24 protein-coding genes are annotated in these 26,332 nt (G+C 66.3%); 7 read left to right on the top strand and 17 right to left on the bottom strand.

From position 1 onward, the window contains the following. Positions 1–56: 56 nt before the first annotated feature. The 7 genes from ACIBK9_RS48150 to ACIBK9_RS48120 form a co-directional block, all read right to left on the bottom strand. On the bottom strand, positions 57–2,621 hold the full coding sequence (locus ACIBK9_RS48150; RefSeq protein WP_397165893.1) for a type IV secretory system conjugative DNA transfer family protein: 2,565 nt from the start codon (positions 2,619–2,621) through the stop codon (positions 57–59). Next, positions 2,618–4,375 carry a VirB4 family type IV secretion system protein gene (locus ACIBK9_RS48145; protein WP_397165891.1) on the bottom strand — a complete coding sequence of 586 codons (1,758 nt, stop codon included), beginning with the start codon at positions 4,373–4,375 and terminating at the stop codon, positions 2,618–2,620. Before ACIBK9_RS48145 ends, ACIBK9_RS48150 begins: the two co-directional genes overlap by 4 nt. 94 nt (positions 4,376–4,469) lie before the next feature. After that, complete coding sequence (locus ACIBK9_RS48140) at positions 4,470–5,441, bottom strand: PrgI family mobile element protein (protein ID WP_397165890.1); 972 nt, start codon at positions 5,439–5,441, stop codon at positions 4,470–4,472. After that, the gene (locus ACIBK9_RS48135) at positions 5,441–6,892 is read right to left on the bottom strand and encodes a hypothetical protein (RefSeq protein WP_397165888.1); all 1,452 of its coding nucleotides are present in this window, start codon (positions 6,890–6,892) and stop codon (positions 5,441–5,443) included. Before ACIBK9_RS48135 ends, ACIBK9_RS48140 begins: the two co-directional genes overlap by 1 nt. A gap of 248 nt (positions 6,893–7,140) precedes the next feature. After that, on the bottom strand, positions 7,141–7,542 hold the full coding sequence (locus ACIBK9_RS48130; RefSeq protein ID WP_397165886.1) for a pilin: 402 nt from the start codon (positions 7,540–7,542) through the stop codon (positions 7,141–7,143). A 305-nt stretch (positions 7,543–7,847) separates the two neighbouring features. Then, positions 7,848–8,786 carry a hypothetical protein gene (locus tag ACIBK9_RS48125; protein WP_397165885.1) on the bottom strand — a complete coding sequence of 313 codons (939 nt, stop codon included), beginning with the start codon at positions 8,784–8,786 and terminating at the stop codon, positions 7,848–7,850. A 310-nt stretch (positions 8,787–9,096) separates the two neighbouring features. Next, complete coding sequence (locus ACIBK9_RS48120; protein ID WP_397165883.1) at positions 9,097–9,510, bottom strand: hypothetical protein; 414 nt, start codon at positions 9,508–9,510, stop codon at positions 9,097–9,099. 581 nt (positions 9,511–10,091) lie between these two features. Here ACIBK9_RS48120 and ACIBK9_RS48115 point away from each other — a divergent pair. From ACIBK9_RS48115 to ACIBK9_RS48105, 3 genes are all read left to right on the top strand, one after another. Next, positions 10,092–11,057, top strand: coding sequence for a hypothetical protein (locus tag ACIBK9_RS48115; protein WP_397165882.1), 966 nt, complete (start codon positions 10,092–10,094; stop codon positions 11,055–11,057). Then, positions 11,057–11,998: a TRM11 family SAM-dependent methyltransferase gene (locus tag ACIBK9_RS48110; protein ID WP_397165880.1), complete on the top strand. Its 942-nt coding sequence runs from the start codon at positions 11,057–11,059 to the stop codon at positions 11,996–11,998. Before ACIBK9_RS48115 ends, ACIBK9_RS48110 begins: the two co-directional genes overlap by 1 nt. Positions 11,999–12,291: 293 nt before the next feature. After that, positions 12,292–12,540: a helix-turn-helix domain-containing protein gene (locus ACIBK9_RS48105; protein WP_397165878.1), complete on the top strand. Its 249-nt coding sequence runs from the start codon at positions 12,292–12,294 to the stop codon at positions 12,538–12,540. A gap of 680 nt (positions 12,541–13,220) precedes the next feature. On the opposite strand, the gene ACIBK9_RS48100 is transcribed toward ACIBK9_RS48105, so the two are convergent. After that, positions 13,221–13,553: a hypothetical protein gene (locus tag ACIBK9_RS48100; RefSeq protein WP_397165876.1), complete on the bottom strand. Its 333-nt coding sequence runs from the start codon at positions 13,551–13,553 to the stop codon at positions 13,221–13,223. Positions 13,554–13,628: 75 nt separating this feature from the next. Next, positions 13,629–14,222 carry an ATP-binding protein gene (locus tag ACIBK9_RS48095; RefSeq protein ID WP_397165874.1) on the bottom strand — a complete coding sequence of 198 codons (594 nt, stop codon included), beginning with the start codon at positions 14,220–14,222 and terminating at the stop codon, positions 13,629–13,631. Between the two features lie 178 nt (positions 14,223–14,400). Here ACIBK9_RS48095 and ACIBK9_RS48090 point away from each other — a divergent pair, with 178 nt between their 5' ends. From ACIBK9_RS48090 to ACIBK9_RS48075, 4 genes are all read left to right on the top strand, one after another. Further along, positions 14,401–15,228, top strand: coding sequence for a helix-turn-helix domain-containing protein (locus ACIBK9_RS48090; RefSeq protein ID WP_397165872.1), 828 nt, complete (start codon positions 14,401–14,403; stop codon positions 15,226–15,228). Next, positions 15,219–15,431 (top strand): DUF397 domain-containing protein, encoded by a 213-nt coding sequence (locus ACIBK9_RS48085; RefSeq protein ID WP_358287781.1) that lies wholly within the window; start codon positions 15,219–15,221, stop codon positions 15,429–15,431. The genes ACIBK9_RS48090 and ACIBK9_RS48085 overlap by 10 nt, the downstream gene beginning before the upstream one ends. Positions 15,432–16,190: 759 nt before the next feature. Continuing rightward, the gene (locus tag ACIBK9_RS48080) at positions 16,191–16,382 is read left to right on the top strand and encodes a helix-turn-helix domain-containing protein (RefSeq protein WP_358287778.1); all 192 of its coding nucleotides are present in this window, start codon (positions 16,191–16,193) and stop codon (positions 16,380–16,382) included. After that, positions 16,379–17,743 (top strand): tyrosine-type recombinase/integrase, encoded by a 1,365-nt coding sequence (locus ACIBK9_RS48075; protein WP_397165870.1) that lies wholly within the window; start codon positions 16,379–16,381, stop codon positions 17,741–17,743. Before ACIBK9_RS48080 ends, ACIBK9_RS48075 begins: the two co-directional genes overlap by 4 nt. A gap of 306 nt (positions 17,744–18,049) precedes the next feature. On the opposite strand, the gene ACIBK9_RS48070 is transcribed toward ACIBK9_RS48075, so the two are convergent. The 8 genes from ACIBK9_RS48070 to ACIBK9_RS48035 all read right to left on the bottom strand — a co-directional run. Then, entirely contained in the window at positions 18,050–18,502 is a 453-nt protein-coding gene (locus tag ACIBK9_RS48070) for a hypothetical protein (RefSeq protein ID WP_397165868.1), read from the bottom strand. Positions 18,503–18,685: 183 nt separating this feature from the next. Further along, positions 18,686–20,710, bottom strand: a complete 2,025-nt coding sequence (locus ACIBK9_RS48065; RefSeq protein WP_397165866.1) for a hypothetical protein — start codon at positions 20,708–20,710, stop codon at positions 18,686–18,688. Next, on the bottom strand, positions 20,707–20,922 hold the full coding sequence (locus ACIBK9_RS48060) for a hypothetical protein (RefSeq protein WP_397165865.1): 216 nt from the start codon (positions 20,920–20,922) through the stop codon (positions 20,707–20,709). The genes ACIBK9_RS48065 and ACIBK9_RS48060 overlap by 4 nt, the downstream gene beginning before the upstream one ends. Positions 20,923–21,498: 576 nt before the next feature. Continuing rightward, the gene (locus ACIBK9_RS48055) at positions 21,499–22,716 is read right to left on the bottom strand and encodes a hypothetical protein (RefSeq protein WP_397165863.1); all 1,218 of its coding nucleotides are present in this window, start codon (positions 22,714–22,716) and stop codon (positions 21,499–21,501) included. Further along, positions 22,713–22,997, bottom strand: coding sequence for a hypothetical protein (locus ACIBK9_RS48050; protein ID WP_397165862.1), 285 nt, complete (start codon positions 22,995–22,997; stop codon positions 22,713–22,715). The genes ACIBK9_RS48055 and ACIBK9_RS48050 overlap by 4 nt, the downstream gene beginning before the upstream one ends. Then, entirely contained in the window at positions 22,997–24,517 is a 1,521-nt protein-coding gene (locus tag ACIBK9_RS48045; RefSeq protein ID WP_397165860.1) for a formylglycine-generating enzyme family protein, read from the bottom strand. Before ACIBK9_RS48045 ends, ACIBK9_RS48050 begins: the two co-directional genes overlap by 1 nt. Further along, on the bottom strand, positions 24,432–25,640 hold the full coding sequence (locus ACIBK9_RS48040) for a hypothetical protein (RefSeq protein WP_397165859.1): 1,209 nt from the start codon (positions 25,638–25,640) through the stop codon (positions 24,432–24,434). Before ACIBK9_RS48040 ends, ACIBK9_RS48045 begins: the two co-directional genes overlap by 86 nt. A 7-nt stretch (positions 25,641–25,647) precedes the next feature. After that, positions 25,648–26,332, bottom strand: a 685-nt coding sequence (locus ACIBK9_RS48035) for a class I SAM-dependent methyltransferase (RefSeq protein WP_397165857.1), incomplete at its 5' end; no start/stop codon positions are given.

Below are 26,332 nucleotides of genomic sequence, written 5' to 3'. Positions count from 1 at the left end.
GCCCTTTTCGGATCTGCGGGGCGAGCGTGTGGCTGGTCAGCAGAGGCGGGTGCGGTTCAGCGGGTGGATGGTGCGCCGTAGCGCGGGTCGCGGCTGGAGGCGCGGCGGCCTTCGCGGTCTGTGCGCGGATGAGAGGGAGCGGCGTTCTTCGAGGCAGTGAATCCTTCGCGGGATGCCTGCCGGATCTCCGTCTCCCGGCCTCCGACCGCAGCGGGCAAGGGGCGGGTGCGCAGGGTGAACGCGGAGGTTTGCTGGCCGTCGATGATGAGGCGGGCGGCGGCTTGGTAGGCGCCGAGGTGGGTGAGGTCGTGCGGGCTGATCAACGGTGCGGTGTGGTGCTTGAGGTCCCCTGCGTCTTTGGGTGAGGCGTTGAAATAGATCTTGTTGCGTGCGTCGGCGGACAGGGCCTCGCGCAGGTCGGCGGGGAGCTGGTCGAGGTGCTGATGGGCCAGGACGAGGGAGAGGCGGTAGCCCCGCGCCTCGGCGAGAACGTCGTTGATGTGGCCGGGCAGGTTCAAGAAGTTGTGGCACTCGTCGATGACGAGCGAGGCGTCGGGCCGGTCAGTTTCGGGGAGTTCGGAGCGGCGGGTGGCGGCTTGCCAGGTGTGGGCGAGCAGGATGGAGCCGAACAGCCGGGCGGCATCGTCGCCGAGGACGCCCTTGGGGAGCCGGGCCAGGATCAGTCCGCCTCGGTCAAGGAGCCTGCCGATGGGGACTGTGGTGTCCGGGCTGGCCAGCGCCTGCCGGACGAACGGACGTAGCAGGACGGCGCGGAGCTTGTTCATCACCGGGCCGATGACGGTGGCCTGTCCTGCGGGGGTGAGGGCTTCGTAGGAGTCCCAGAACCCTGCCAGCAGCTCATCACCGAGCTTGCATATGGTCCGGGCTCGGAAGGCCGAGTCGGTCAGCAGCCGGGGCACATCGGCCAGGGTCGCCTTGCGGCCCAGGACATGGGTGAGGGTGAGACAGGTGGAGCGGAGCAGGTCATCCACCCGCGGTCCCCAGGCTGTGGAGAAGCAACGGTGGAAGATGGTGACGACGGAGTCGACGGCAAAGGCGGGGTCGTGTCCGGCGAGGATATTGATCGAGGGCGGCGGCGCGGGGTCTTGCGGGTCGAACACCACAGTCTTGCCGACTGCTCGCTTCGGGAGCCGGTTGAGGATGTCGGTGACCAGGTCGCCTTTCGGGTCGATGACCAGGGCGCCTCGCCCAGCATGGGCGTCGGCGAGCACGAGGTTGGCCAGGAGAGTCGATTTGCCGACGCCGGTGCCGCCGAGCACGTGGGTGTGATGGCGTGCGTCGGCCACGGGCAACGCAACGGGCCGCTGGGGGCCGCTGTCGGCGTCGCCCAGGACGCGGGCCGTCCCTCCGGCCGTGGCGCGGGGTATGGCCGGGGACGGGGCGATGGGGCGGGCTCCGGCGCGGGTGACGCCGGGAGCGTCGATGTCCCATGGCAGGTGCGCCAGTGCTGCCAGCTCGTCGACGGACAGCAGGTAGCCGCTGTCGAGGCGGCGCGAGCTGACCGCGCGACGGGGGAGCCAGAGGCGGGCTCGGCGGAGGTACTGGTGGCCGCCGCTGAAGAGGGCGAAGACGCCGGCCAGGGTGTGTGCTTGACCTCGTAGCCATCCGCGAACCAGATCAGAGGAGCCCATGCCATCGTGGCGGGTGCTCATCGAACTGTTTGCCGGAAGGCCGGTGGAGGCTGGTTCGCGGCTGGTGGCGACGGCGTAGCGGATGGCGACCGTGTAGCGCGGTTGACCGGCTTTGGCGAGGATGGCGCGGACTTGTTCGGCGCGTTCGGGGAATTCGCGGGCCAGCTCGCTCGCGCGGTGGTGGCCTCGCGTATCTGACGGTAGGGGAAGGATCTCGTCGAAGACGCGGCCGAGGCTGTTGCGGCTGCCTCCTCCACGCAGGCGGGCGGCTGCCCGGTAGGCGTGGCGCAGGCGTTTGCCGGTGGTGGGCCGGGCCAGGATCTGTACGACAGCGTGTTCGCCTTCGCGCAGTCCGCTCATGGCTTCCAGCAACGATCGGACCGGGTCGTGGCTGTGGTCGGTCTTGAGCGGGAAGTGTTCAGGTGCGGCTGGCACGAGCCGCCCGCCCGTGGCCTTGGTGCCCTCAGAGAAGGGAGGGGTGGCGGGTCTAGTGGTGGTGGTCGCGCCTGGCCATGCGGCGTGAATGGCCTTCTCCACGATGCCGGGCGGGATTGAGCCTGGCACCCACAGGCGGACGCGGATTCCGGCGTCGCTGCCGTGGTACTCCCACACCAGGTGCGGCTGACCGGTGAAGGCGCGTTTCCATGCCGGCCGGAGCAGGCCGACGAGTTGCCGCCACAGCACTACGGCCCCTTCGGGGTCGCTGCGGGGCGGGCTGGCGATCTCGATGAGCCGGGCCTCGGGCGCCATATCGATGTGGTGGAGCCAGCCCAGCACGTAGCGCGCGGCGGCGGCCATGGACCAAATGACGGCGAGGGCCGCAGCGAGACGGGGCCCGTAGGCGAGGGCAAGTTCAGGCAGGTGGGCGGGGAGTTCGGCCAGGAAGTCGAGCGTGGTCTGGACATCGCGGTCGTCGATCCCGCACAGCAGGCACGACCCGTCCAGGTGAGGCGACGGAGCGGTGATCACAGCGGGTCGCTCTCCTCGTCGTGGTCTTCGTCCGGGAAGCTGGAAGCGGTCTGGGCCGGTGAGTGACCGACACGGTCTGGAGGTGGGTCGTGTTGGTCGAGTTCGGCCAGGTGGGCGGGATCGGTAGTGATCAGCTGGACCTCACGGGCGGAGGCGATGACGTGGAAGGCGGCTCGGCTGGCGGGGCCGGCGACCAGGAGCGCCTCGCCGCGCTCGGCGGTGAGCAGGAACTGGCGTTCTCCGTCGGTCAGGTCGAAGGCGTCTCCGACCGTGCCGATGGCCTGCGGTGCCTGGCGCAGGAGGATCTGGTTGGCGGCGTTGGCCACGATCGCCTGCCCAAGCTCGGAGCCGAGCAGGTCGGCTGCATCTTGGGTGACGACGGCGAGCCCGGCCCAGTGCTTGCGCGCAGCCTTGGCCATTCGGAACAGGAACCGGGCCCCCTCGGGCTCCTTCATCAGCAGCCAGGCTTCGTCCACGACGACGAGGCGCTTCTTGCGGTTGCGCGGGTTGGCCACTCGCCGCCAGATGGCGTCCAGCGCCAGTAGCGTGCCGACCGCCTTCATCTCCTCAGGCAGGTCACGCAAGGAGAAGACGGTCAGGTGTCCGGCCGGCTGGGTGGTGGTCGGGCCGTCGAACAGTTCGCGGTAGGAGCCGGAGACATAGGGGGCGAGCTCCGCCGCCAGCTCCGTCTCCACGGAACCGGCTGCTTTGGTGTTTTTGGTAAGGGTTGTGGCCAGATCGGCGAGCAGCGGCGCAGGCCGAGTCCAAGTGGCGGGGTCGCGGGTGATCCCGGCCGCCTGGTAGGTCGCGATGATCGCCGAGTCGAGCACAGCCCGCATCTGCGCGGTGAGCTGCCCGCCGAGCATGGTGGCGATGAGAGTCTGCAGGAACATTGCTCGACGCGACAGCACGTTGTCACGAGGGCCCTGGCTGACGGGCAGGTCGAAGGGGTTCCATCGCACTCCGGCCGCGCCGAGGTGCAGGCAGGTGCCGCCGACCGCTCGTGCCAGGCGGGCGTATTCGTCTTCGGGGTCAACGACGGCGACCTCGACCCCTTGGTAGAGCAGGCGCAGGGTTTCGAGTTTGGTGAAGAAGCTCTTGCCCGCGCCGGAGCGGGCCAGGACGACGGAGTTGTGGTTGTCCTGGGCGTAGCGGTCCCACAGGACGATGCCGGAGCTGGTGGCGCTCAGCCCATACAGGACCCCTGTCCCTCCGACTTCGGTCGTCAGGTCAGGGGAAGTGAAGGGGAAGGCAGCGGCCAGCGCGGTCGTGTCGAACGTCCGCGTCGCGTTGAGCGAGTCAACACCCAAGGGAAGGGTCGTGGTCCAGCCCTGCAGGGCGCGAAACGTCGCTGGTTGGGCATCGAGCAACAGCGAGGACGCGAGTGCCCGGACGCATTCGACCTCGGCGGCCAGTTCCGGTTCCGAGGGTGCGTGGATGGTGAGGTAGAGACCGACTTTGAACAGGCGGCCGTGGCCTCGGGCAAGGTTGTCGGCCAGGTCGGTGGCGTCGTCGGCGGCGGCCTCGGCCGCGAAGTCGGCAAGCCTGCCTTGTTGGGCGTCGGAGCGGCTGGCTGATTCCAGGCGGGCGAGCTGGCGGCGCAGCCGCATCGCGGCGACCTGCTGCGGGATGGGTTCCACGTGCAGGGACACGTCCAGGTGGCCCGGGTAGGTAAGCAGGGGTTCCAGCCAGCCCGCGCCGACCTCGCGCGGGTATCCGGCGACGGCGAACGACGCGCAGACGGCGTTGGGCAAGGCGACGGACCGTACACCGACCTGCACAGCAGTCGGGTGGAGCAGCGTCCCAGAGTCTTGACCGTGGAGATGACGGTGAAATCTCACGTGTTCCTCACGAGGTGGTGTGGGTCTGCGCCGTCGCGGAGATCGGCTCATCGAGGAGGGCCTGACCGAGCGGATGCCAGCTGCCGGGGTCGAGACACTCAGTGAGTGCTTGGGCGGCTTGTTCGGCGTCCAGGACGCGGGTGGCGATGCCGAGTGCGGCCAGGCTGCGTTCGGCTTCTGCGGCCCTGCGCAACACGACCGCGGCCGAGGCGTCGCGTCGTACCGGGCGCCGTCCCCGATTGGTGGCGGGATGGTCACGGAGCACGACGAGCACTTGCCGGGTCAGTAGCTCACGCGAGGTGTTCAGCTCGGCCAGGTAGCCGGCGTGCTCGCGGGCGGCCTGGGCCAGCGCCGGATGCGGCAGCTCGTCTGCCTGATGCTCGATGGTCTGGATCAGGTCGGACAGATCCGCAGGCCGGGCGCGGGCCAGAAGTTGCACGGGAGACTCAAGTGAGTTCAGCCATCGGCCGAACGCGCCTACCAGCGCGCCCTGCTCGCTGATGGTGCGCAGGTGGAAGGACAGGGTGCTGGTCTCCACCAGCACGGCGACGCCTCCGTCTGCGAGTTCGAGTGCACCGTCGGTGCGGATCGCCCGTACCGGCAACCGCAGCGGTGCGGGCAGCTTGCCCCGCAGGCGGCACCACCGGGGCGGCCCGGTTATCCCCTCACGTGCGGCGACCAGTTTTTTCGGAGTCCGGGCGAACGACAGCGCGGTCCAGGCGAACCGGTCCAGGCTCAGGCCATCGCGTCGTCCGAGGGCGACCGTGATGCCGAGGGCGACGAGTGGGAGCAGGATGGCGGCCAGGATGACGACGGGCAGTAGCTGGTGGAACAGGTAGTAGATGGCGGCAGCGATGCCGCCAGTGAGGGTGACGACGAGGATCTGGCGGAAGGTGAGCCCGTAGGCGATCTTGTCCGGCTGGTTGATGTCGGAGGGGATACGGGCCAGCAGCGGCGGCGGTTCGGCCTCGTGCCTCATCAGCCCTCCCATCGTGGCTGACGACCAGTGCGCGGGATGCGGCGAGGTGGTGGATCGAGTCGCAGGCGGAGTTGGCCCGGGCGGGGGGCGCGGGTGGGCATGCCGGGAAGCCGGTCCTGAACCCAGGGCGGGCGGGGCCGTATCCAGGGCCGCGCGGTCGTCGCGGTGGCCGCGGAGGGTGGTGTGGGTGGGCGTGGTACGCGGGTGACAGGGAAGGGCAATGTGAGCTGTTTGCCCTGCCTGGTTCGCCTGCTGGGGGTAGATGCGGCTCCAGGTGTCCGTGTCGCTGCTGCATGGGGTGGCAGATTGAGCGGCAGTGCAAGCTGCTGCCAGGTGGGCGTGCTGCCGGGCATGGCGGCTCCCGATGGTGAGCTTGGTGGAGTGCGTGGGCCGGGGCGGCGGGGCCCGCGCGCTCGTGGACCTTGGGGGCCGCTGGGGCGGCCTCGACCTGATGGCCTGCCGCGCCGGTGCGCGGCTCGCACAGCACCCTTGGAGGTGGCTGTGCGCCCGGCCTTGCCCAGGGCGCGGGCGGCGCCGAGCGTCTTGTAGACGATTACGGCCTTGAGCAGCCGCTTCAGCATGTTGGGTTGCCCCTGCTGCCAGATTGTCCTGGCCACCCAGCCAGGAATCTTGATCAGCACGAACAGGACGCCGATCACGATGAGCGCGTCCAGAGCCCGGTTCGCGGGGGGCTTCGCCAGCGCCTCTACCGCATCGCCTGTGCCTGGGGCCGCGGGTCTGAGCGGGTAAGCGGCGGCGGAGTCGGTGAGGAACAACTTGAACGCCAGGATCAGGCCGAGGGCCTGCAGGATCTGGATGGCCAGCAGACCGGACAAGGACCGCCACCACAGCTTCGCGATTCCCTCGGTCTGCAGGAGCGCGTGACACAGCAGAGCGAGTGGTGCGGCGATGATCAGAAACAGCAGCAGCGTGACCCGGATGATGCCGATGAAGGCGAGCAGGAAGCCCATCAATGCCGCCACGCCGACCAGCAGCACGAGAAAGAGCAGGGTGCCTCTGGGGTCCTTGATGAGTCCGTCGACCTTGGCGGCGATCAGGTTCCCGGCCCGCTGCCCGTCGACCCCGTCGCCGAGCAGCGCGGTGACCATGGCGTTGGCCAGTTCGATCGCGTACTGGCAGATGGTCAGCGAGGTGTTCAACGCGATTACAGCGACCACTAGGCGTGGGATGACCTCGCCGGGCGTGGTGGGGGTCTGGGCGCTGCCGTAGGCCATCACGATCACACCGCCTGCCAGCACCATCAACACCAGCAGCGCATTGGCGACCAGCCGCACGTGGCCGGACAGCTCCTGAACCCGCTCCAGCATCATGGGCGGCGGGGCGGCGAGCAGGACGCTACCGACCAGAACGAAGGCCGGGTTGATGGCATCGGTCACCAGGCTGGTGAACCAGCCGTTCATCGCCTGATTGATCTTGCATCCGATGTCCATCCACCCGCACTCCTGCACACCTGTGGTCGGCGAGGAAGGCGGCGACTGCTGGGCTGATGGGATCCAGGTCACCTGCGGTGATAGGACCGGGCTGGCGGAAGGCGACGGCGCTGGCTTTGGTGTGGGTGCCGGGTCTGCGTGTGCTGGCGCGGTGGCGGCGAGCCCGGTCAGGAAAGTGACCAGAACCAGGGCCATGGCCGGCCAGGGCAGCCTCCGGAGCGGCCGGAGGCGTGCGAGCTGCGGCATCGTCAGGCTCCGACGATGCCCTTGAGGATGGTCACCAGAAGGGGTGCCAGGACGGCGATGCCGTAGCCGAGGGCGGCGTAGCGCAGGGTCTTCTTGGCGGCCTCGACCTCGCCGGGGTCGCCGCCGGCCAGGATGTAGCGGACTCCGCCGACGGTGAGGAAGAGGGTGGCCAGAGCCACGAGCAGGCCGACGATGACGTTGCGCAGATTGTCGATCACCGCGTTCAGCGAGGACGGGGCCGCTGCCGTGCTGGCCAGAGTCACGCTGGTGGCGTAGGCGGCGGCATGGGCGATGGCGTATTCGAGCAGGGTGCCTACGACAAGGCCGCCGAGAACGACCAGGACGACGAGGAAGATCTTGAGGCTGTGGGGCTGGGATGAGGTGGTGCGTCGCGGGCGGATCATGTACTACCTCCCAGTGCGGTGGTGCGGTCAAGCTGCGGTTGCGGGTGGTTGTGCAGGGCGAGGGCAGTGCGGAGGTGCCGGTCGGCTGCGGGGCCGGATGGGCGTCCTCCTTCAAGAGCGGAAGCGTTGGGCTGGGCCGGGTGACAGGGACCGGTGACCAGGTGGCCCGCTGCCGAGGGCCGACGCCCTCCGCGCTGCCTTCTCAACTGGCTAAAGACCAGGCCGAAGAGTTGAGTTAGGACATCGGAGCCAGCGGATTTTGCGCACGCTTTGCTGCTCGTCTCACGTCGACACCGATGCCGTCGCTACCGGTTGTGCTTGAGAAGGGCCTGGTAGAGGGCGTTTTCGGCGCGCTGACGGCGCTTGAGCGCGGTGCAGTAGAGCAGGCCGCGGCGCCGGCAGTAGGAGCTGAGCGAGACGCCCTCCAGCCGCGTGAACCCGATGAGTTCCGCCTCCAGCTCAGTGATGACCCCGTCGGCGACCGCCTGAGCCAGGAGCAGGTCGGGGTGACCGGCCGGATAGGCAAGCGGATGCTGCCGCTCGTCGGGGCGGTCAATGAGATCGGGATCGGCCAGCAGGCCGGGCCGCTCCGAAGCGTAGGCGCGCAGCACTGTGAACTGGGCGAGCCGCGACAGCCGCAGTACCGGGTGCGACCAGGCCAGCTTCACCCGAGTCAAGGCCTCGATGTAGGCGGCCAGCACTTCGGCTTCCAGATCCTCCCGATCGGCGCGGGCCAGGCGGCCAGACTGCCCGGGGTAGATCTTGTCGGTGAGCGTGGTGGCGAGGCGGCGCAGCATTGGGATGGCGAGTGCGACGGCGGCGACCATCCATGCTCCTCGGTGGGTGCGGGCCTGGTCGATGAGGTGCCGCCAGACGTGGTCGCGGGTGGTACGCGAGCAGGACGGGTGCAGCAGGATCGCCCGCAGTTCATTCATCGGGATCGGCCGGGCGGGGAGCCCCTGCCCGAGTGCGGCGCCGTCGACTGACAGCGGGGACGGGCCGCGCATGAGCAGGTTGAAGGCGTGCTCGGCCACGTCCAGCGCCAGCGAACTGGCCAGGCCGGAGACGGGAAGGTCTGTGATGGACCGGCAGGAGGTGCCGGACAGGTCACCGACATCGGAGGGTGACAGCTGGGGGGCATTGTTGTTGGCGGTCGAGCTGGCGATGTCCGAAGACAGGCGGATCGAAGAAGGCTGAGACATGGCGACGCTCCCGGAAGACGAGATCGGTTCGGACGTCGCCATCCCGCCAAAGGCCCTGGGCAAGAACCGGGCAGGAAATGATCAGACTTCGGGCACAGCAAAGATCAAGTCTGTTTTGGATCATGTCGCCGAACTAAGGATGACCTGCGAAGACGTAAGGAAGTGGCGCATACGCGCGCTGGCCGGCACGAGGTCGCACTCCGCGCCTCTTGCGTCCGAAAAGCTGCGTGACCTGCGATAACGGGATGGGGGCGAAACTCCTAGGTCAAGCTTGAGTCAAGCGGGCGGTCCCGAGCCTGGTCCCGTAGCTCGGCGGTAAGCGCCGTTGAGGACATGGCAGGCCGTCGGCTGCTCAGAGATCCACGCCTGCGCTGTCTGGACGGTTGGGGAGGGCGATGGGCGCGCCGGTGCGGAGCATGCGAGCCTCGGCCATGGCGCTGGAGATCACGGCAGAGACGGCGTCAGCGGCGCGGCGTCCCGCCAGCTCCTGGATCTCCCGGGGAGGGTCGCGGTCATCGATGATGAAGAGGGTTCCGTTGTGGGCGGCATGGGTGCGCACATGCCAACCGAGCTGACGTCCGGCCGCTCGCGCTGCTCGCCGAATGTCGGCAAGCTCTCCCAGTTCGGCGACTGCCTCTTGGTCGAGTATGAGCTGGCCATAGAAGCCGCGGTACTCCGGCTTGAGACCGGCAGCCATCATCGCCTTGATTCGGTCGACGAGCTTCACGAAGCGGCGCTGGGCCAGTTCGTCCTTCCGGCTCGACACGCGAACCACCTCCCGCTGACACGGCCTGGGCCCGTGTCTTCTCAGCGTAGGCCGACGCTGCCCAGCAACGGTGGTCAACCCAGGTGAAAGCTGAGGACAGGCAGTGTCCGAGATATGTACAGGGCCTGGACGGAAACGCTGTGACCTGCGAAAACGTATCTGGGTAGCGGTGTGCTTGTCGGCCACGGCAGGACATAAAGATGCTGGCCCGGCAAGGAAAGGGGCCAGGCCGGCACACCACCGAGCGGGCCAGAGCTACATCAGTGTCCGACCCATATGCCGCATCATTATCTGCATGATCAAATGAACGCAGAAGGGGAACTGCCTCATGGGCGTGCGGAACGTGCGCCTTCGGGTCCGTGGCTGCCTCGATGGCTGGCAAGTGCCTCCGATGAGGAAACATCGCCCGCAAGCTGTGGACGGATCCGCAGGGGAGACCGAGCCGTGGAGGCCGCGAGTGCTGGACGGTAGCGGCCGACATTGCCGGACCTTTGCTTGACGGCCCGTCCTAACTCTGGCCATCAGCCCGGTATTTGGTTCAGTGACAGGGACCGCTGACCCGGTACTCGGGCCACACCCAGATGACTGAACCGGCCATCACCACCTCCACCGTCTCCAGCTCCACCACAGCCAACTCTTCGTCCACGTCCGCAACGACCATCAATCCCTTCCGCGAACTCTGTATGAGCCGCGAGGCCCAGGACCCTTCACGGGGGCATCTGCCACTGACCGTTTGGCTGGCGGCAGCCGACACCGAATCCATCGCCGCCTGCGCGGCGGGTTGCTGCCATCCGGTCAGCGGCCCGCTGGCCCGTCACCTCATAGCCACCTGCGCGCGATTGGGCGAGACAGTGGTTCATCTCAGTGCTGGCGATCACCAGCTGGTCTCGGCCGCGTTGACGGCAGGCTGCCTGCCGGTGGCCGTCTTCACCGACGCGGCTCGTGCGGACGTGACCTGGACCCGTCTCGCGCGCACCCACACCGCCCACGACCTGGAGGTCACCGATCTACGCATCACCGAACACAAGGACGACGAGGCGCCGCTGACCGATCTCACCAGGAGCGCAGGGCTGGTGGTGACGGAGCAGATCTGCGACCAGTCAGGCCGGGGCCTGGGCCAGGCAAGCTCGCACGATGAGGCCAGGGCGCACGGCATCGCGGCGGCGGCGAGACTGGTGAAGCCGGACGGGCATCTGGCTGTGGTGACCGGCCTGCATCGCCAAGGCGATGCGGCCGACCCGATGCCGGAGATTATCACCCAGGCCCGGAGCGTGGGGCTGGTGTATCTGCAGCACATCGTCGCCCTGCGGCACTCTGCTCGCGGTGAGTACATCGAACCTGACCTCTTGCGCCGTGGCCTAGCCGCGTTGCAGGAGCTGCCGCAGTGCGCCGGATTGCCGGCCAGCGCCCGGGTGCACTCGGACGTGCTGCTGTTCACGCGGCCAAGGGAGCTGCGCGAGCCGCACGGACCGCAGGCGCCATCCGCAGGCAGCGCCGGCTCGCAGGCCGCCACCGGTTCCATCGCGCAGGCTGGGAGTGAGCGCTGATGGTCGAGGTGACAACGTCGGTGTGGGCCACCGGGCAGGAACCCTCGCGGGTGCAGCGGCGGGGCCGGTACGTGCCGGAGTCGATGCGGCATCCGGGCAAGATGCTGCCCTCCATCGCCGCCCGCGTGATCTCCACCTACACCCGGCCGGGCGAACTGGTCGTCGACCCGATGTGCGGGATCGGCACCACCCTGGTCGAAGCCATCCATCTCGACAGGCACGCCGCAGGCGTGGAGTACGAGGAACAATGGGCGCGCCTGGCCGTCGCGAACCTCGGCTTCGCCAAGAAGCACGGGGCGTCCGGCTTCGGGCGAGTGGTGGTCGGGGACTCTCGCAACATCGCCCGGCTGCTACCGGATCTGGCCGGGCAGGCGGCGCTGGTACTGACCTCCCCGCCGTACGGAGCGGTGACGCACGGGCACATCCGCTCCACCCGCGACACCGGGGAGCCAGGCGTGCGCAAGTGGAACCACCACTACTCGACCGACCGCGGCAATCTCGCCCACCAGCAGCTCCCGGCATTGCTAGACGGGTTCGGCCACATCCTGGCCGGCTGCGTGGAACTACTGCGTCCGGGCGGGATTGCGGCGATTACCGTGCGGCCATACCGGATGCGCGGTGAGCTGGTCGACCTGCCGGGTCACGTCCACCAGGTGGCCGAGGACGCCGGTCTGGTGTTCGCCGATCGGATCGTGTGCCTGCTGTGTGGCCTCGGCGATGGCCACCTTCTGAACCGGGCGTCGTTCTTCCAGCTATATGAAGCACGCAAGGCATGGGCGCGCGGCCTGCCCATCCACGCCGTCGCGCACGAGGACCTGCTGGTGTTCCGGAGAGTCACGAAGCCCGTGAGTTCGCAGAAGCTGCATAGTCTTCAGCAGGAACCGACTCCGGCATCAACTCAGTCGGATTCCGGCCTTGGAGACGGCCGCGAGCTGAAGTAGCCCGAATCGTCCCGCGTCCCGGTCCTGATCCTGGCCATGGGCGTAGACCTGCGGATATCGCTTGGCGCGTGCCATGAAGGTAAGCGTCGACAGCGCCACAGTCAGCCGGTACTGCGCCAGACCCATATGCCTAGGGCTGTGGCCGCCCGTCTATGAACGGCGGTCCCCCAGCAGGGGCCGGTCGGGGCCGGGCCAGTGGCGTAGCGCTCACCGTAGCCTGCCACGGTCACAGCGGCTGCGCAGCCCGCGCGGCCCAGCACGGCTCCTGTTCATCAACGTCACGGAGGTCATGCATGACTAGCACGATCCCAGCCCAGCCCCAGGCGACCGAGGCCCGTGAACGGCCGGAGGTAGTCAGCCTGCTGGCGGCCGGACGGCTGCTCGGGATGGGCCGCACCAAGGCATATCGCCTGGCCAAAGCAGGCGAGTTCCCGTGCCGGGTGCTGCGCATCGGCGGCCGGTACGCGGTGCCGGTGCGCGGGCTGCGGGCGCTTCTTGAACCCACTACCTGGGGTAGCAACGACAGCCGCCCGGCAGGCTAGGACGGATGACCACGATGGTCAGAGATCCGGGACAGACGGTGGCGAAGGCATCGAGAGTCGCCAAGGGCGCCACATTCAAGAGCCGCACGACTGGCCAGTCTTCGCCTTCTCCCTGCTCTTCAATGGGAGGCCTTATTAGAAAGGGATGATGCGCCTGGCAGGTGTGACCCGTAACCCGTGCCCTCTGAAGACCCTGGGTCCGGCAGCAGCACACGCTGGGAAGGGAGCGCGCTGCTGCCGGACGTCTACGGAGATGGGCGGCCCCTCAGTCGCAGGGCCCTTGCCTCTGCGACGCCACTTCCGTGCGAGGGGCCGCCCTGCGACGATCAGGCGGACGGGGGCACCGCCGTGATCGTCGCAGGGGCGGCTGACCGGGCTCCGCTCATCGGCCAGCCGTCCGGGCGTGACCGCGTCCACGCCTTCACTCGAGGCGCTCGCGGTCACCGCCCTCTCAGAAGCGCTTCGTGTCGAGCTGCACATGACTCCCGCGCTCCCGAGAGGCAGAGGATTTGCTCTCATTCGGCGCTCTCGGATGTGGCCAGATGAGGCGCTGCATCCAGACAAGTCCGCCTTCTGGGCGGTCGGGGGCTAGAAGGGGTTTGCGCACCGGCGCGGCCGGTGTCGTTCGATGGGTGCGGATCGTGGCCATTCCTGCCGCGTCATGGAGCGGCCGGAAGCTGTCAGGTTGGTTCGCGTTGTGGTCCGAGGCAGGCGTCTTGGTTCGCGGTGGGGGTTAGCACATAGCGGATGCGCTCGGCGGCGGTGGCGATCTCATTGACCGGGGTGATCGGTTCGGCCCATGACCACCACAAGCTCCACTCGTTTCCCAGAGGCGCCGCCGAGATGACCTCGCTGAGCGAGGGGGCGTCGGGGTTGATGACCCGTAGACGCGGCAGTCGCTCGTCGTGGGTGAGAAGGCGCGCGTGCAGGCCCTGTTCCTGCAGCAGTTTTTGCAGGTCGCTGAGGTAGGTGGCGGCTTGGTCGGCTATGCCAGGCGGGACGGGTTCGGGCATGACGGTCTCCGAGGCTGATCGACGGCAATGGGTTTAGCGGAGATTGCTTGCGACATGCGGCTGGATGCGCCCGGGCTAGATCGGGGCGCGGAACAGCTCTTCGACTTGCGCTGGGGTCGGGTTGAGGTCGAGATGGCACCACACCAGGCGCAGTCCGGTCAGGGGCATCAGGTAGCTGCCCCACCGGTTGCGGGATAGGGCTTCCACGATTGCCAGCCCCCGCCCACGCTCGGCGTCCAGGCTCGGTGTCTGCAGCGGAATCCTCGACGGCTCTGAGCAGGACGATCCGGGATCGGTCACCGTCAGTCGCAGGTAGTCCCGCCCCTGACACAGCCTGAGCGCGATTGCGTCCTGACGGCCTTCGGCATCACCGCCGCAGTCACGACCGTCATCGCCGCTGTCGCTGGAGGCGTCGGCGTACTTCACCGCATTGGTGACCAGTTCCGAGGCCGCCAGAACCGTGATCTCCTGCGCTGGATGCTCGGGCGCCAGCCAGACGCTGACAGCTTTCCGGGCCAGATGAGGGGCCCGATCGCTGTGCGCCAGGTGGGCTGTGCCGATTACCTGGAGCTGGGGGAGTGAAATGTGGTAGATCAACGAATCCGCCTCGCTAATCCTCGATCCAACAGCCATGCCGCTTATGTGAATAATGGGATCGGCCAAGTGCACGCACGATCATCTTCTGTGTGTGGCTGGCTGTGATACGCCGAGCTGGCCTGAAGAGACCTTCTCAGAAATCCCCAGCCTGAGGGGTGGATTGCAAAGCACTTTCCAGGCACGAACCAGGTGTGCTACTACACATGCGGCGTGCGTTTCTTGTGTGCCCCGAGGAAGGAAGCATCCAGCATTGCGAGACATCGATGCGGAACCTGCATTGAAAGCCCCAAGAGCGGAATTCGGTGTTCATCTTCGTGAATACCGCATAGTGGCTGGGAGGCGGCAAAAAGAACTTGCCGCAATGCTCGGCTGGTCTGTCTCGAAGATCAGCATGGTTGAGCGCGGGGAACGGCCGGCCGACGAGGAATTCGCCCGCGCCGCCGACACTGCCCTGGAAGCCGACGGCGGACTGCTGGCCCGCTGGCGGGAGACCGTCGAGCATGCCGGCCGGTGGCCGATCTGGCTGGCTCAACTCGTCGAGATCGAACAGCGGGCGGACATGCTTCGCGCCTGGGAGCCGCTGATCATCCCTGGCATACTTCAGACCGAGCAGTACGCCCGAGCCATTTTCCGGGGCAGGCCGAGAACCACTCCCGACCTCGTCGAGCAAAGCGTCGCCGCCCGGATGGATCGCCAGCGCATCCTGGAGCGGGAAAACGGGCCTACGCTATGGGCAGTGCTGGATGAGGGGGTCCTCGTCCGGCCTATCGGTAGTGAGGCGGTCATGAACGAGCAACTCACGTACCTGGCCGCGATGGGTGATCATCCGCGCGTTCACATTCATGTCCTTCCCCACAATGCGTGGCTGACGACCGGCCTGCAAGGTGCCTTCATGCTCGCCAGCGGACCAGAGATGCCCGATACGGCCTATATTGAGTCAATCACCCTGAGCCAGATCACCGCCGACTCCGATCGTGTCCTGGACGTCAAGTCGAGGTATGAGATGTTGCATGGTGATGCCCTTCCCCGCAGGGCGTCACTCCGATTGATCGAGGAGAAAGCCAAGCGATGGAAGTGACCAACGAGGATCTGGACCGCGCTGCTTGGCGCAAGGCCGCACGCTCTGGCGACAACGGCAATTGCCTGGAGGTTGCACCGCTACCCGGAGGCCGTGTCGGCATCCGCGACACTGAAGCCCCCGACCAGGCTCCCTACGTCGTCTCAGCATCGGTTTGGGCTGCGTTCATCGATGGCGCCAAGAAGGGCGAATTCGACTTCTGACGATTACCGACGTTGGAATCGACTGGGGCTCGCTGGCGGCGAGCTCCTGTCCCTGCTGCCGAGTAGGGCGATCGACCCCTTCCAACAAGAGCAGTGGGTCAGCGCCTACCGCTTGACGCCGAAGGCGCTCGCGAGGTTGGCGACGAACTGGAAGCAGCTCCCCAGTTGAATTGCCGATCCGTGTCACCGTGTACGGCGACCAGCTGACCTTCCGCAAGCCGCCGAGACCTGCTCCTGCTCGCCTATCCGCTCGGCGGTTCGGTCCATGCTGAGCTGCCGCGATACGTGAGTACGCCGTCCCGCTGGACTTGACAGCGCGGCTAGAGGTGAGCGTCTATAGCCCGTGCCTCAGCCGGTCCGGGGATCATCGCCATGCGGTTGATCGCGGGACCGTACGTCCACCAGGACACCTGACGGGCCGAGGTCAGATCAGATCGCTGGAGGAAAGATGTACGCCTTGGGCAAGCTCGCCCATTCCCGCACCACCCCTGGGTCGATCGACTGGTTGAACGCCCGGACTGACAACCGCGGGGCGAGTCGGATCTGTAGAAGCGGCGAGCTCCGTCGACGCCGACTCCTACATGGCAGTGTGAACCGCCCAAACGGCACTCCATGTGGGCTCCTCCGCCACGCCAACACCACCCATGAGCCGGACAGTGTCCGCCCGGTAGACCCCAAAGTCCGGCGTGCCGTACGCCAGCTTGCCCCACAGGGAGCAGTCGCCCAAGTACCTGGCGTTTCAAATAGGGGTATTGGCCGATGACGAGGCATGATGAGCTGCTGACCGTTCCTCAGGTCCTCAAAGAGCTGGGCGGCGTATCCCGTCGCACCTTCTACCGCTGGCGTCAGATTGGCCGTGCACCGGTCTGCGTCCAGCTGCCGAACCTCGAACTCCGCGTCTGGCGGAGCGATCTCATGGCCTGGCTCGACTCACGACGGGAGTCGAGGTGAACACCACTTACGACGTGAAGCTAGGCCAGATCCAGCGGCGCTTCAACAAAAGTACGCCCGCCTACATCGCTCGCTGGCGAGTAGCCGGCAAGGAAAGGTCGAAGAGCTTCCGGACCAAGGGGCTGGCCTACGCCTTCATGTCCGACCTACGGCAGGCGACCAGGGTAGGGGAGGAGTTCGACCTCGGCACCGGCCTGCCTGTGTCGAGGTGCGCGCGGCGATCCTCCGGGCCATCGTTCCTGCAGTTCGCTCAGGCGTATGTCCTGCGACGCTGGAACTCGACGGCACCTCGAACCCGAGAGACAGACGCGTACGCACTGCTGTCTCTCATCCCCGTGCTGGTCACCGACGCGCCGTACCGTCCTGCCGATGAGGAGCTCAGGGAGGTTCTCCGAATTCATGTGCTGCTCCCAGAGAAGCGGCGGGCCAACCTGACAGCGGCACAGGCCGTGGCTTTGAGTTGGTTGGAGAGGAACTCTTTGGCGCTGACGGCCTTCGAAAAAGCGCAGGTTCTACGCACGGCGCTCGACGCCATCTCGATCAGCTTCTCCGGCGCACCCGCGGCAGCAAACACGGTCCGTCGTAAGCGTGCCATCCTGCATCACCTGCTGGAGCATGCAGTCGAGGAGCAACTGTTCAACAGAAACCCGCTGGATAAGATCAAGAGGAGGGCACCCAAGTCCGTAACGCTCGTTGACCCCCGTACGGTGGTCAACCCCACCCAAGCACGCCAACTCCTCGATGCAGTGCCGAAAGTAGGCCGCAGGCGCGGTCCTCGGCTCAAGGCCCTTTTCGCATGTGTCTACTACGCCGCACTCCGGCCGGAGGAAGCGGCGGACCTGCGGCTGGCCAACTGCACGTTGCCGGACGCGGGCTGGGGCCTGATCGTCTTGGAAAGGGCGCGGCCCCAGGGGACGAAGCGCTGGACCAACTCCGGCGAGACCCACGAGTCGCGCAACCTGAAGCACCGCGCGGACAAGGAAACACGAGAGATCCCGATCCCGCCCGTCCTGGTTGCCATGCTTCGCGAGCACATCGCCGCGTATGCCACCGCTGAGGACGGCAGAGTTTTCCACACAGGTACGGGTGGCACGTACTCCAGTTCGGCGTACTCCTACGTCTGGCAGGAAGCTCGCAAACTCGCGCTCACCCCGGCGCAGTTCGCCTCATCTTTGGCTGCTCGACCGTACGACCTGCGGCACGCTGCAGTTTCGCTGTGGTTGAACGCGGGCGTTCCGGCCGTCGAGGTGGCCAAGCGCGCCGGCCATGGCGTGGATGTCCTGCTACGGGTCTACGCGAAATGCGTGGATGGTCAGCGAGAGCACTTCAATGGCAAGATCAACGACGCTCTGACCGAGTAGCCTGCATGGATCTGCTTACGGCCCCGGCCCGGCCGGGGCCATTTACTCCCCGCCTTGCGCCTTATCGTGGCGTTCCACCACGGTACGCAACGCTCTCCCTGGGTGACTCGGTCTGTCGGCTCCTTGCTCGGTCATGGCAAGACGGACAGGAATTCAATGCCGCTGCTCGTTGGGCCGGTCCATGCGCATAGGTGCCATGAAGTGCAGGCGGATACCGTCCGGGAGTCGATCGAAGTGGCGTCTACGCCGCGCTGATGAGGCGATCGGCGGTTTCGGTCTTCGAACGGCCATATACGTGGGCGTCGATCACTTGGGCCGGCCGGAAGGCCGCGTCGATGCTCCGTCCGTGTCGAGAACGATGGGCCTGAGTTGACGAATGAACTCGGCGGCGTCCCTTTGCGGATCCCTGTTCGACGGCGTCTCGGCAAGTGTCACGGTGAGCATGCTGCTGCCGTCCCGCGCCCATGCCCATCCCGCGGTCTCGTATTTCGCCCCGGAATCCATGAGGGTGAAGGTGTATCCGGGCCCGGAATCTGCGGGCAGATCGACTCCGTCGCTGGACGCTTTGATCCGCTCAATATCCTTCAGCGGCAGCGGTGACGTGTTGTCAATCTCGAACCTGAGGCGATAGCCGCTGCCGCTTCGGGGATTGGTATAGATGTAACAAGAATCGAGGTGCTTGCCATCGTCGGACATGTACTTCTGGACGGTGAAGTCACTGAGGCCGGTGGCGCGTTCGATGGACTGCTTCGAGACCAAGCCGCATACCTTGGGAGCGGCGGTGACATCGCCGAGTGGCCGCGTGTCCGGTGCGGGCGACGGGGGCGATGGCGGAGAGCCGGAGCAGGCAGTCAGCAGGCCCGCCGCAAGAAGTAATGCCGTGGGTGATAGCAGGTTTCTCGTGCTGAAGGGGGGGCGACTCATGGGGGCCTCTGCTGTGGATCAGGAGTCTCGGGTTATGGCGGAATCTGCGCCGTAGAAGATGCGTTTCGTCTCTTTGGTCAGATAAAGCCATTCACGGTAAGCTCTTCTCTGGTCTAGGTTCATCTGATCCTTCGGTATGATCTTCCCGTTGGCCAGGAAGTCGCCGGGCGAGCCTTTCGGGTATTGCTTGGAAGCATACGGGTGGGTTGGTGCCGGCGCCGATCCGTCACCGAAAAGACCGTGACGCATCATGGCCGCCGCAGTGGCATCCCGGAACATGATTCCCGCGTCTTCGATCGCATTCCCGGCCGCCACTTTTGCCTTGTCCTCGGATTTGGACGTGAACTGTCCATAGATGTGCTCCTTCGCCTGACCCACCAGAAGGCCGACGAACTTGCCCTGCGGTCCCGGAGCCAGGTCGATGATCTTCGTGACCATGTTCTTGTACATCGCGTACCGCTCGTCGTTCTTCCTGGCTTCCTCGATCTTGGCGATGTTCCCGGCATCAGTGATCGCGTACGTCGTCTCGCTGAGGTCGTCCACCATGCCCTGGAACTGGAAAGACCCGCCGCCGCTGCTCATCGTGTTCTCGAGGATCTCCTGTCGCTTCTGGTCGATCTGTTCCTTGGTCGCGCCAGGGTGCGACTTGTGCCATGCCGCGAACTTGCTTCTTACCTCCGCGGCCAGTTCGGACGCTGTCTCGTCCAGCACCTTCACCGAGTACTGCGCGTGGGCCGCCGCCACGGTCTTGAACGCTTCGTTGTCATTGAACGCCCACGTCATGGCCTTCTTGAGCTCGTCCTTGTTGAGGACGGCGCCATAGGGCTGTACGCCAGAGAGGGACTTGTCCGGGTCGTAGGCGGCGTCCACGCCGTATTCCTTGGTCGCCGGCGCCTGGTTGGCCCGGTGAACGTCACTGATGTAGTTCGCGTAGAGGGAGGCGGCCCAGGTCCGGGTGTTCGGCAGGTTCTGCTGCACCTTCTCCTCGGCCCAGTAATGGCTGGCCCATGACGCGATGAGCGCGGACTTGTATCCGCTCGACTGCTCCCGGGGCATGCCATGGTCCCGGAACTTCGTCGCAGCCTCGAAAAGGGCCTCGCCGAGCAACTTGTCGCTCCCCGGCGTCCACCGCCGCTCGCGCATTAGGTAGGCCAGCGGCCTGCGTTTGGGGTCGGCGAAGAAGTCCTGGCCAACCTTCGGATGATGGATTAGGGCATTCAGCACCGCGCTCATGGGACTCTGGTCAGGGCCGGGCCGCACCTTGTTTGTGCCGGAAAGCGGCAGCTCCGGCTCGATGGCCCGTGCTTGGGGATGGGCAACGTCGTAGTCGTAGACCCGCTTCACCACGTTGAGCAGGAACGCGTGGTCGAACGTCCCCTTGCCGAGGAGCTTGCCGAGGGCGAACGCGCTTTGCGGGTCGCCCAGATCCTTGAGCAGTTCATCGGCGTACTTGTCGGGCAGCTTCCGGGCCCGGGAGGCGGTACCCAGGATGGTGCTGAACAGGTCGGCGACCTTCTTCTCGGTGTCCAGGTCCTTGTCGTCCGGGCGGCCGATGGGAGGAAGATCTGTTCTGAACATGCGGGAGATCAGTCGCTTGAGCTTGGCAGGCGGGAGTTCCTTGGCGAACGCGGCCGCGAAGAGCGGATCGTTCTTGTGTTTTTCGAGTTGGGCGACTGTCTTGGCGTCGAGGGTCCCGGCTTTGGCCTGCGCCCGGATCGTGGCCGCCAGGGTCTGGGCGGCGGCGGCGCCTTCCGTGGTGCTGGACTGCCAGTCCGCGCCGTCCGCCCACATCATGCCCTCGCGGTCGAGCCCCACGTCAGGGGTGGCGAGAATCAGGTCCAGGCGACCTTGAAGGTCCGGCGGCTTCGCGCTCATCTGGTCGGCGACCGAGCGCAGCGCGGGGGAGGCCCAGAGCTCGACTCCGAGACGGCCGAGCGCGCTTTCGACCTGGCGGCTCGATTCCCGGAACTCAGGGCCCGTGCGCTTGAGCATGGCGATGAGCTTGGTCATGAGTTCGGGGTTGATGCCCACCTGAGGACTCATCGAGACACCTCGGACGCGGGGAGGTTGTGGAGAGTGTCCAGGGCCGCCCGGAAGTAGTTCTTGGTGTCGCGTTCCCACTGACGCATATCGGCGGAGAGTTTGTCTCCCTCCGGTCCTTTCAGCGCGCCGCCCTCGGCAAGGCGGATGAGCTCGCGTAAATCCGCCTCGCACTGATCGGAAAGACGCTCGATCTGCCGGCGGGCGGTCTCCACCTCATTTTTCGTCGGCATGACGGCCTGACCCAGGAGAGACGACTAGACGCTTGAATGCTAACCCTGGGTGGCGTGATCGGGATGAGTCCGACCAAGTGGATATCACTCGAACCTGGCAGCCCTGGCCGTGCGTACAACATGGAAGTGGCTATGGCATGAGGAGGCCGCGGATGGAGCGCCTGCCGGAACTCCGTCCGTGCAGTTCGGGCGGCATGCAAGTTTTCGATGGGCATCGCGAGCCGCCCTCGTCGGCACGGGGTTAGGTTGGCGATGTCCGCCGGGCCGGTGATGGGATCCAAGACGGCGTGTCGGGGCCGCCTACGCCAGGGAATGATGGGCTCTAGGCTCGTTGTAGGATTCCTCGTTACTGCCGCGGGCATCCAGTGGGGTACGCGGAGGATCGCCGCGATGAGGTTGAATGATGGTGTTCGGGGAGCGACCGTGTCATGGGCCTTGGGGGAGCGGGCCGAAGGCGTAGAAGTTTATCCGTGACCGCAACGCCAAATACACCGCGGTCTTCGCCGAGGCAGCGTCACGCCGATTGGTTCGCGACGAAAGTGTCACCAACGTCCTGTGTCATGGTGTGAAGCGGCGGCGGAGAGCTCCGAAGGCCATCCGCGCGGAACGTGTGCGCAGGAGAAGCGCGGTGAGCACTAGACAGACTCCTGCGACGGTGGCTAGGAGCCATGGTTGATCGGTCCCCAGGACCTGCAGGAGCGCGAGGGCGATGCCAGCGGGGACAGTGACAAGGGTGAATACGACTACGGCGCTGTTGACGTGCCGGTTCTCGTCGTCGCGGGTGAGCCGGTTGAAGTCGCTGATCTCGGTGAGCATCTGCTCGAACCGTTCCCGCAGCGCGTGCTGGCGCTGGTAGGCGGTCAGCAGGCGGTTAGGTGTGCCGTGTGGGGTAAGGTGCTGCGCCCACAGCTGATGGCGGAAGAAGCTGACTTCGCGTTCGAGCCCGGCCATCGTCGCAGACAGCGCGGAATCGAGTGCGGCGGCCATGCGCTTCTCCAGATGGGTGAGCCCCTGCTTCTGCAGCATGCCGAGCAGGACGGCGTCCAGGTAGATCGAGCGCAGGTACAGCTCCGCGTAGCAGTAGAACGGGTCGTCCTGCCCCCGGTCGGAACGGACGCCGACTACTCCCATCCCATCTCGCAGGACGATGGCCTGCCAGTCGCTGGAAAGCCGGATGATCTCGTTGTCTGCGGGTTCGAGGTTCTTCGGGTCAGGAGGGTAGTCGGCCAGGTTAGTCCGGGAAGCGAGAGCCCACAGCCACTGGCAGACGGCTGACCACCGCCAGTAGCGAGGTTGCCGGTACAGGCGCGGCAGGCCGTTTCGTGCTGAGGTGATGAAAGTGATGGTGAAGGGGCGGACACCTGGCTCGATCGTGATCTGTCCGCCGACGAGCTCTTGCGGGTCGAGATCGGCGGGTAGGGCGTCTCTGCGCCGGGCCAGCGCGCGTAGCAGCGCAATGGGGGTTCCCTGTCTGAGCCGCAGATGGATCGCCACCAGTCCGCAAGCGTCCGGCTCGTCGGTCACGCGGAGGGCTTCAATGCCGACGATCTCGCCGTGGGCGGTGAGGCGGCGAGATGCGTCGTGCCAGCGTCTGGCGTGTGCCGCATCACCGTACAGCACGCGGGCCGCCTTAGCGCTGTAGTACTCACTGCGGGCTTCGGCGGTGGAGCGGACCTGGCCATGCTGGAGGACCAGCGGCCCCGGCTCCCACGCGGGTGCGGCAGGGAAGCGGGCCTCATAGACAACAATCAGGGTCTGGCGTACCAGCCTGGTCACTGGTAATAGTCCTCGATCTCCGGGAGGTCCAAGCGGATGACGTAGCAGGCATGCTCTGAGTCCTCCGGGGCCTCCAGGAACCGCACCCGTTCGCCGGTCCGGATAGTCCGGAACCCCTCAGTCACGATGTCGGCGTACATGAAGGAGTGGTGTGTGCCCGTGTCGGCGTTACGGACGATGTAGGTGCCCTGGCGCCCGCCCTGCCCGCTGCCGTGCGGCATGCGATCGACGATGTAGCCGAACCGCTGCCCGCCGCTCTCGGCGAGCCCTTCCCCGCTCATCACAGCTCCTCGACGCAACGAAAACCGACCGCATTGCTACATCCCCGCCGCCGCGCCAGGCCCTTGGAGGAAGTCTGCAGTGCCCGATAGGGGTTGTCATAGGAGCCGCCGCAGATGACCACCTCGTTCAAATCTTCCAGTACGGTGCCGGTGATCTCCCAGACGTTTCCGGCCATCTCCCGGATGCCGAACGGGGAGACATTGCCAGGATGAGCGTCGACCGGACTGGGCATGGCCTGGCTCAGCCTCCCGAGATCGAGTTCCTCCCGCCACGCCTCGTAGGTGATCAGTGCACGCCCGCTCCAGGAGTCCGCGCTGCTAACGATGCCAAGATCGATCTCGTCCCCCCAGGGGAACAGCCGGCCGTCGGTCCCGCGGGCGGCAGCTTCCCACTCCAGGGAGGTGGGCAGGCGCTTGCCTTCGAAGCGGGCAAAGGCATAGGCGCTCCAGTAGTTGATGCAGACCGCCGGATGATCCTCGTATGCCGGGTCGGTGAAGTACTCCTGAACCTTGAGGCGTTCCTGCCAAGGCTCGTGGGAGAACTCTTCGGGTTTGTCCGGGTGGTCCCACTGCCGTGAACCGTACCGGCGGACCGCCTCCAGGAAGCGGTTGTAGCGGCCGACCGTAACGGGAAAACGATCGAAGCGGACGCTTTGCCTGACGCGCTTGAGCATCAAGTGATGGCTCGGTCCGACCAGGTAGACACCGGCGGGCAGGACACAGTCCTCCGCCGGGGCTTCCTGGTGGCCCCTTCGGTGGAGAAACTCGCGAACCTGCTCAGTCAGACGCGAGGCCATCCCGAGGGACGCTTCTCGATTGGCCGCATCGCGGAGGAACTCTGCAGCCAGCAGCTCCTGGTAAGCACTGTGGGCGAAGGAGACCGCAGAGGGACCCGCGAGCCGGAACAAGGCCCGCAGCCGGAAGGCGTCGTAGGTGAGCCGCCCGCCGTCGAACAACTCGATACCTAGATCATTGACGAGGTCGACGAAAGTGAAGACCGTACGGCCGTGTAGGAAGGCCAGCCCGAAGTACTCTGTGATCGACGGCAAAGCGGACGTAAGACCCGCCGCGTCACCGACCCGGGTGATGTGCTGCCAGGCCAGCTCGGCCAGGTGCGGGAGACGCCGGTCAGGAGCGAGATCTAGATCCTCAGCCAGCCGTACTTCCAGGGGCGAGGCGGCGTCGGTGGCGTCATGCAGGCGCAACGCCGAGAAGCGCGGCACAAGCAGCGGGTTCACGCCTTGCGCGTGAAGCTGCTGAACCAGTTTCTCCGACACTAGTGAAGTGCCGTCCAGCAGCCGCCGCACCTGGGGGGAATCCTCCAGGAAAGAGACCCGGGAGGTGGTGATGACCGCCGATTCCGCCGACAGGACCTGGGCGATCTCGGTGAACAGCTCCAGAAATCCTGCCTGGGTCGTCGACGGCACCGCCTCGTCAATGCCGTCCAGCGCGCAGAGCACCGAGCCGGAACGGGCGAAGTAGTGGAACACCTCGAAAACATACGCGCTCTCCACGGCCATGTACGGAGTGAGGACACGCGTCACGAACTCGCGGAAGGCCTCGTCCGGCCGCTTGAGGCTCATGTCGAAGTAGAAGCGGTACCGCCGCCTGGCTCGCCGCGACCGAGCGGGCAACCAACTGCTTGAGCAGCGTCGTCTTGCCGCTGCCCGACCGGCCGACGATGAGCAGGTTCCCGCCCGAAGCCGCCACCTCGTCCAGCAACTGGTCGGCCGCACCTACCCGGGAGATCCGCTGCTCGCCCGTTCGCTCGTCGGTGGTAAGCAGATCACCGGAGAGGGACAGCCGCCCCGCGTCCAGCAGTTGCGGGTAGGCCCCGACGATATCTGCCAGATGCCGGTCCAGGTCGACAAATGCGTCCATGAACCGGTCGTAGGCCAGCACCCGGTAGTCACCACCCAGCGGGCTCGGCACCTGGCTAATGCCGTTCTCCTCCAGGATCAGGAAGCGAGTGAGCTTGGGCAGCCGAGTCTGCAACAGTTCGCCATCGGTGGTCTCCAGGACCTGGACCACATCATCAGCGTTCCTACTCAGCAGCAACTCGACATACTCGCTGCGCAGTCCTCGCTCACGAAAAAACAGCTGATAAACCGTGTTGCGGGATAGCTCGAACCGCTTGACCGGCTGGAACCCCAGCGTGAGGTACAGCCCCGCGAGAAACTCAGCCTTGGCGGCCACCTCGGGGGCAAGCTTGGGCACGTCCCCACTCAAGACGCCGCTGCCGGTGCTGCTGAACCACGCCAGCACGCTTAGCAGCCGGCGGACAGCAGTGAGCCCGTCCTCCTCGGCTATCTCATACCCGTCATGGGCGGACCTGTTCCGCAGCCGCTGGATGTCACGGAGGGAGTCCAGGACCGTACTGCTGCGGATGTACGGCTGCGCCCCCTTGATCAGCTCGCTCAGCGCCTTTCCGCCGGGGTCACCGGGTACGTTGTGGTGCCGCCAGAGCTGCTTGAGGATCCGTTCGGTGATCTTCCCGACCAGGGCGATGGCGTTCTCGGGATAACCGTCGCCGAGCGACTTGATCGGGCGCTCGAAGTCCAGCCCGAGATGCCGGGCGACCCTGGAATGATCATCCAGCTCGTTCTTCAACTGGAACAAGCGAGTGTCGAACTCAACGCTCACGCTGCCGTCACCCCTTCGTCCCGAGAATGAAGGCGAACCGATCCAGGAAATGGACCTCGGGACCGGGATGCTCGCGGCGGATCTCGGAGATCCCGGCCTCGATCTCTGCGTCGCTGAAGCTGGACAGCAGTGACATGTACCGGTCGCGGACCATCCGCGTGTAGCGCTCGACGGTGAACGTTAGCGGGAAGGCATCGTAGGTCAGCTCGGCCTGAAGACCGCTGCGGTCCATCGCGGCGGCCACGTCTTCCGGGTCGGGTTGCCGTTCTTGGAAGAGCGTCAGCGCTGCCTCGAACAACGGGTAGTCGATGGTCGTCGGAAGCATGACGACGAGGATCCGCCCGCCCGGCTTCAGAAGGCGGGCCAGGCCGGCGAGGACCTGCGGCGGATCTGCAACGTGGTGAAGGACCTCCTTGAGGAGGATCGCGTCGTAGCCGTCATGAGGAGGCGTGATCCGGCCTTCGGCGAGGTCTTCGGCTCCCGCGCACAGCGGGATCAAACCCTCGTCGGCGGGGAGTTGCTCCAGCATCGCTGGGGAGGGATCGGCGCTGACCACCGTGCCGGTGTGCTCGCCCAGACCGCGGGAGTAGAGGCCAGTGAATCGCCCCGGGTTCGGTGGAGACTTGATCTCTTGAGAGGATCGAGTCCATGCCAGGTAAGTCTCCCTACCCCGCCGAGCTGCGCCGCCGTGC

It is taken from the genome of Nonomuraea sp. NPDC050227, assembly GCF_044459705.1.
Classification (GTDB): Bacteria; Actinomycetota; Actinomycetes; order Streptosporangiales; family Streptosporangiaceae; genus Nonomuraea.
This window is presented reverse-complemented; position numbering and strand designations above follow the sequence as displayed.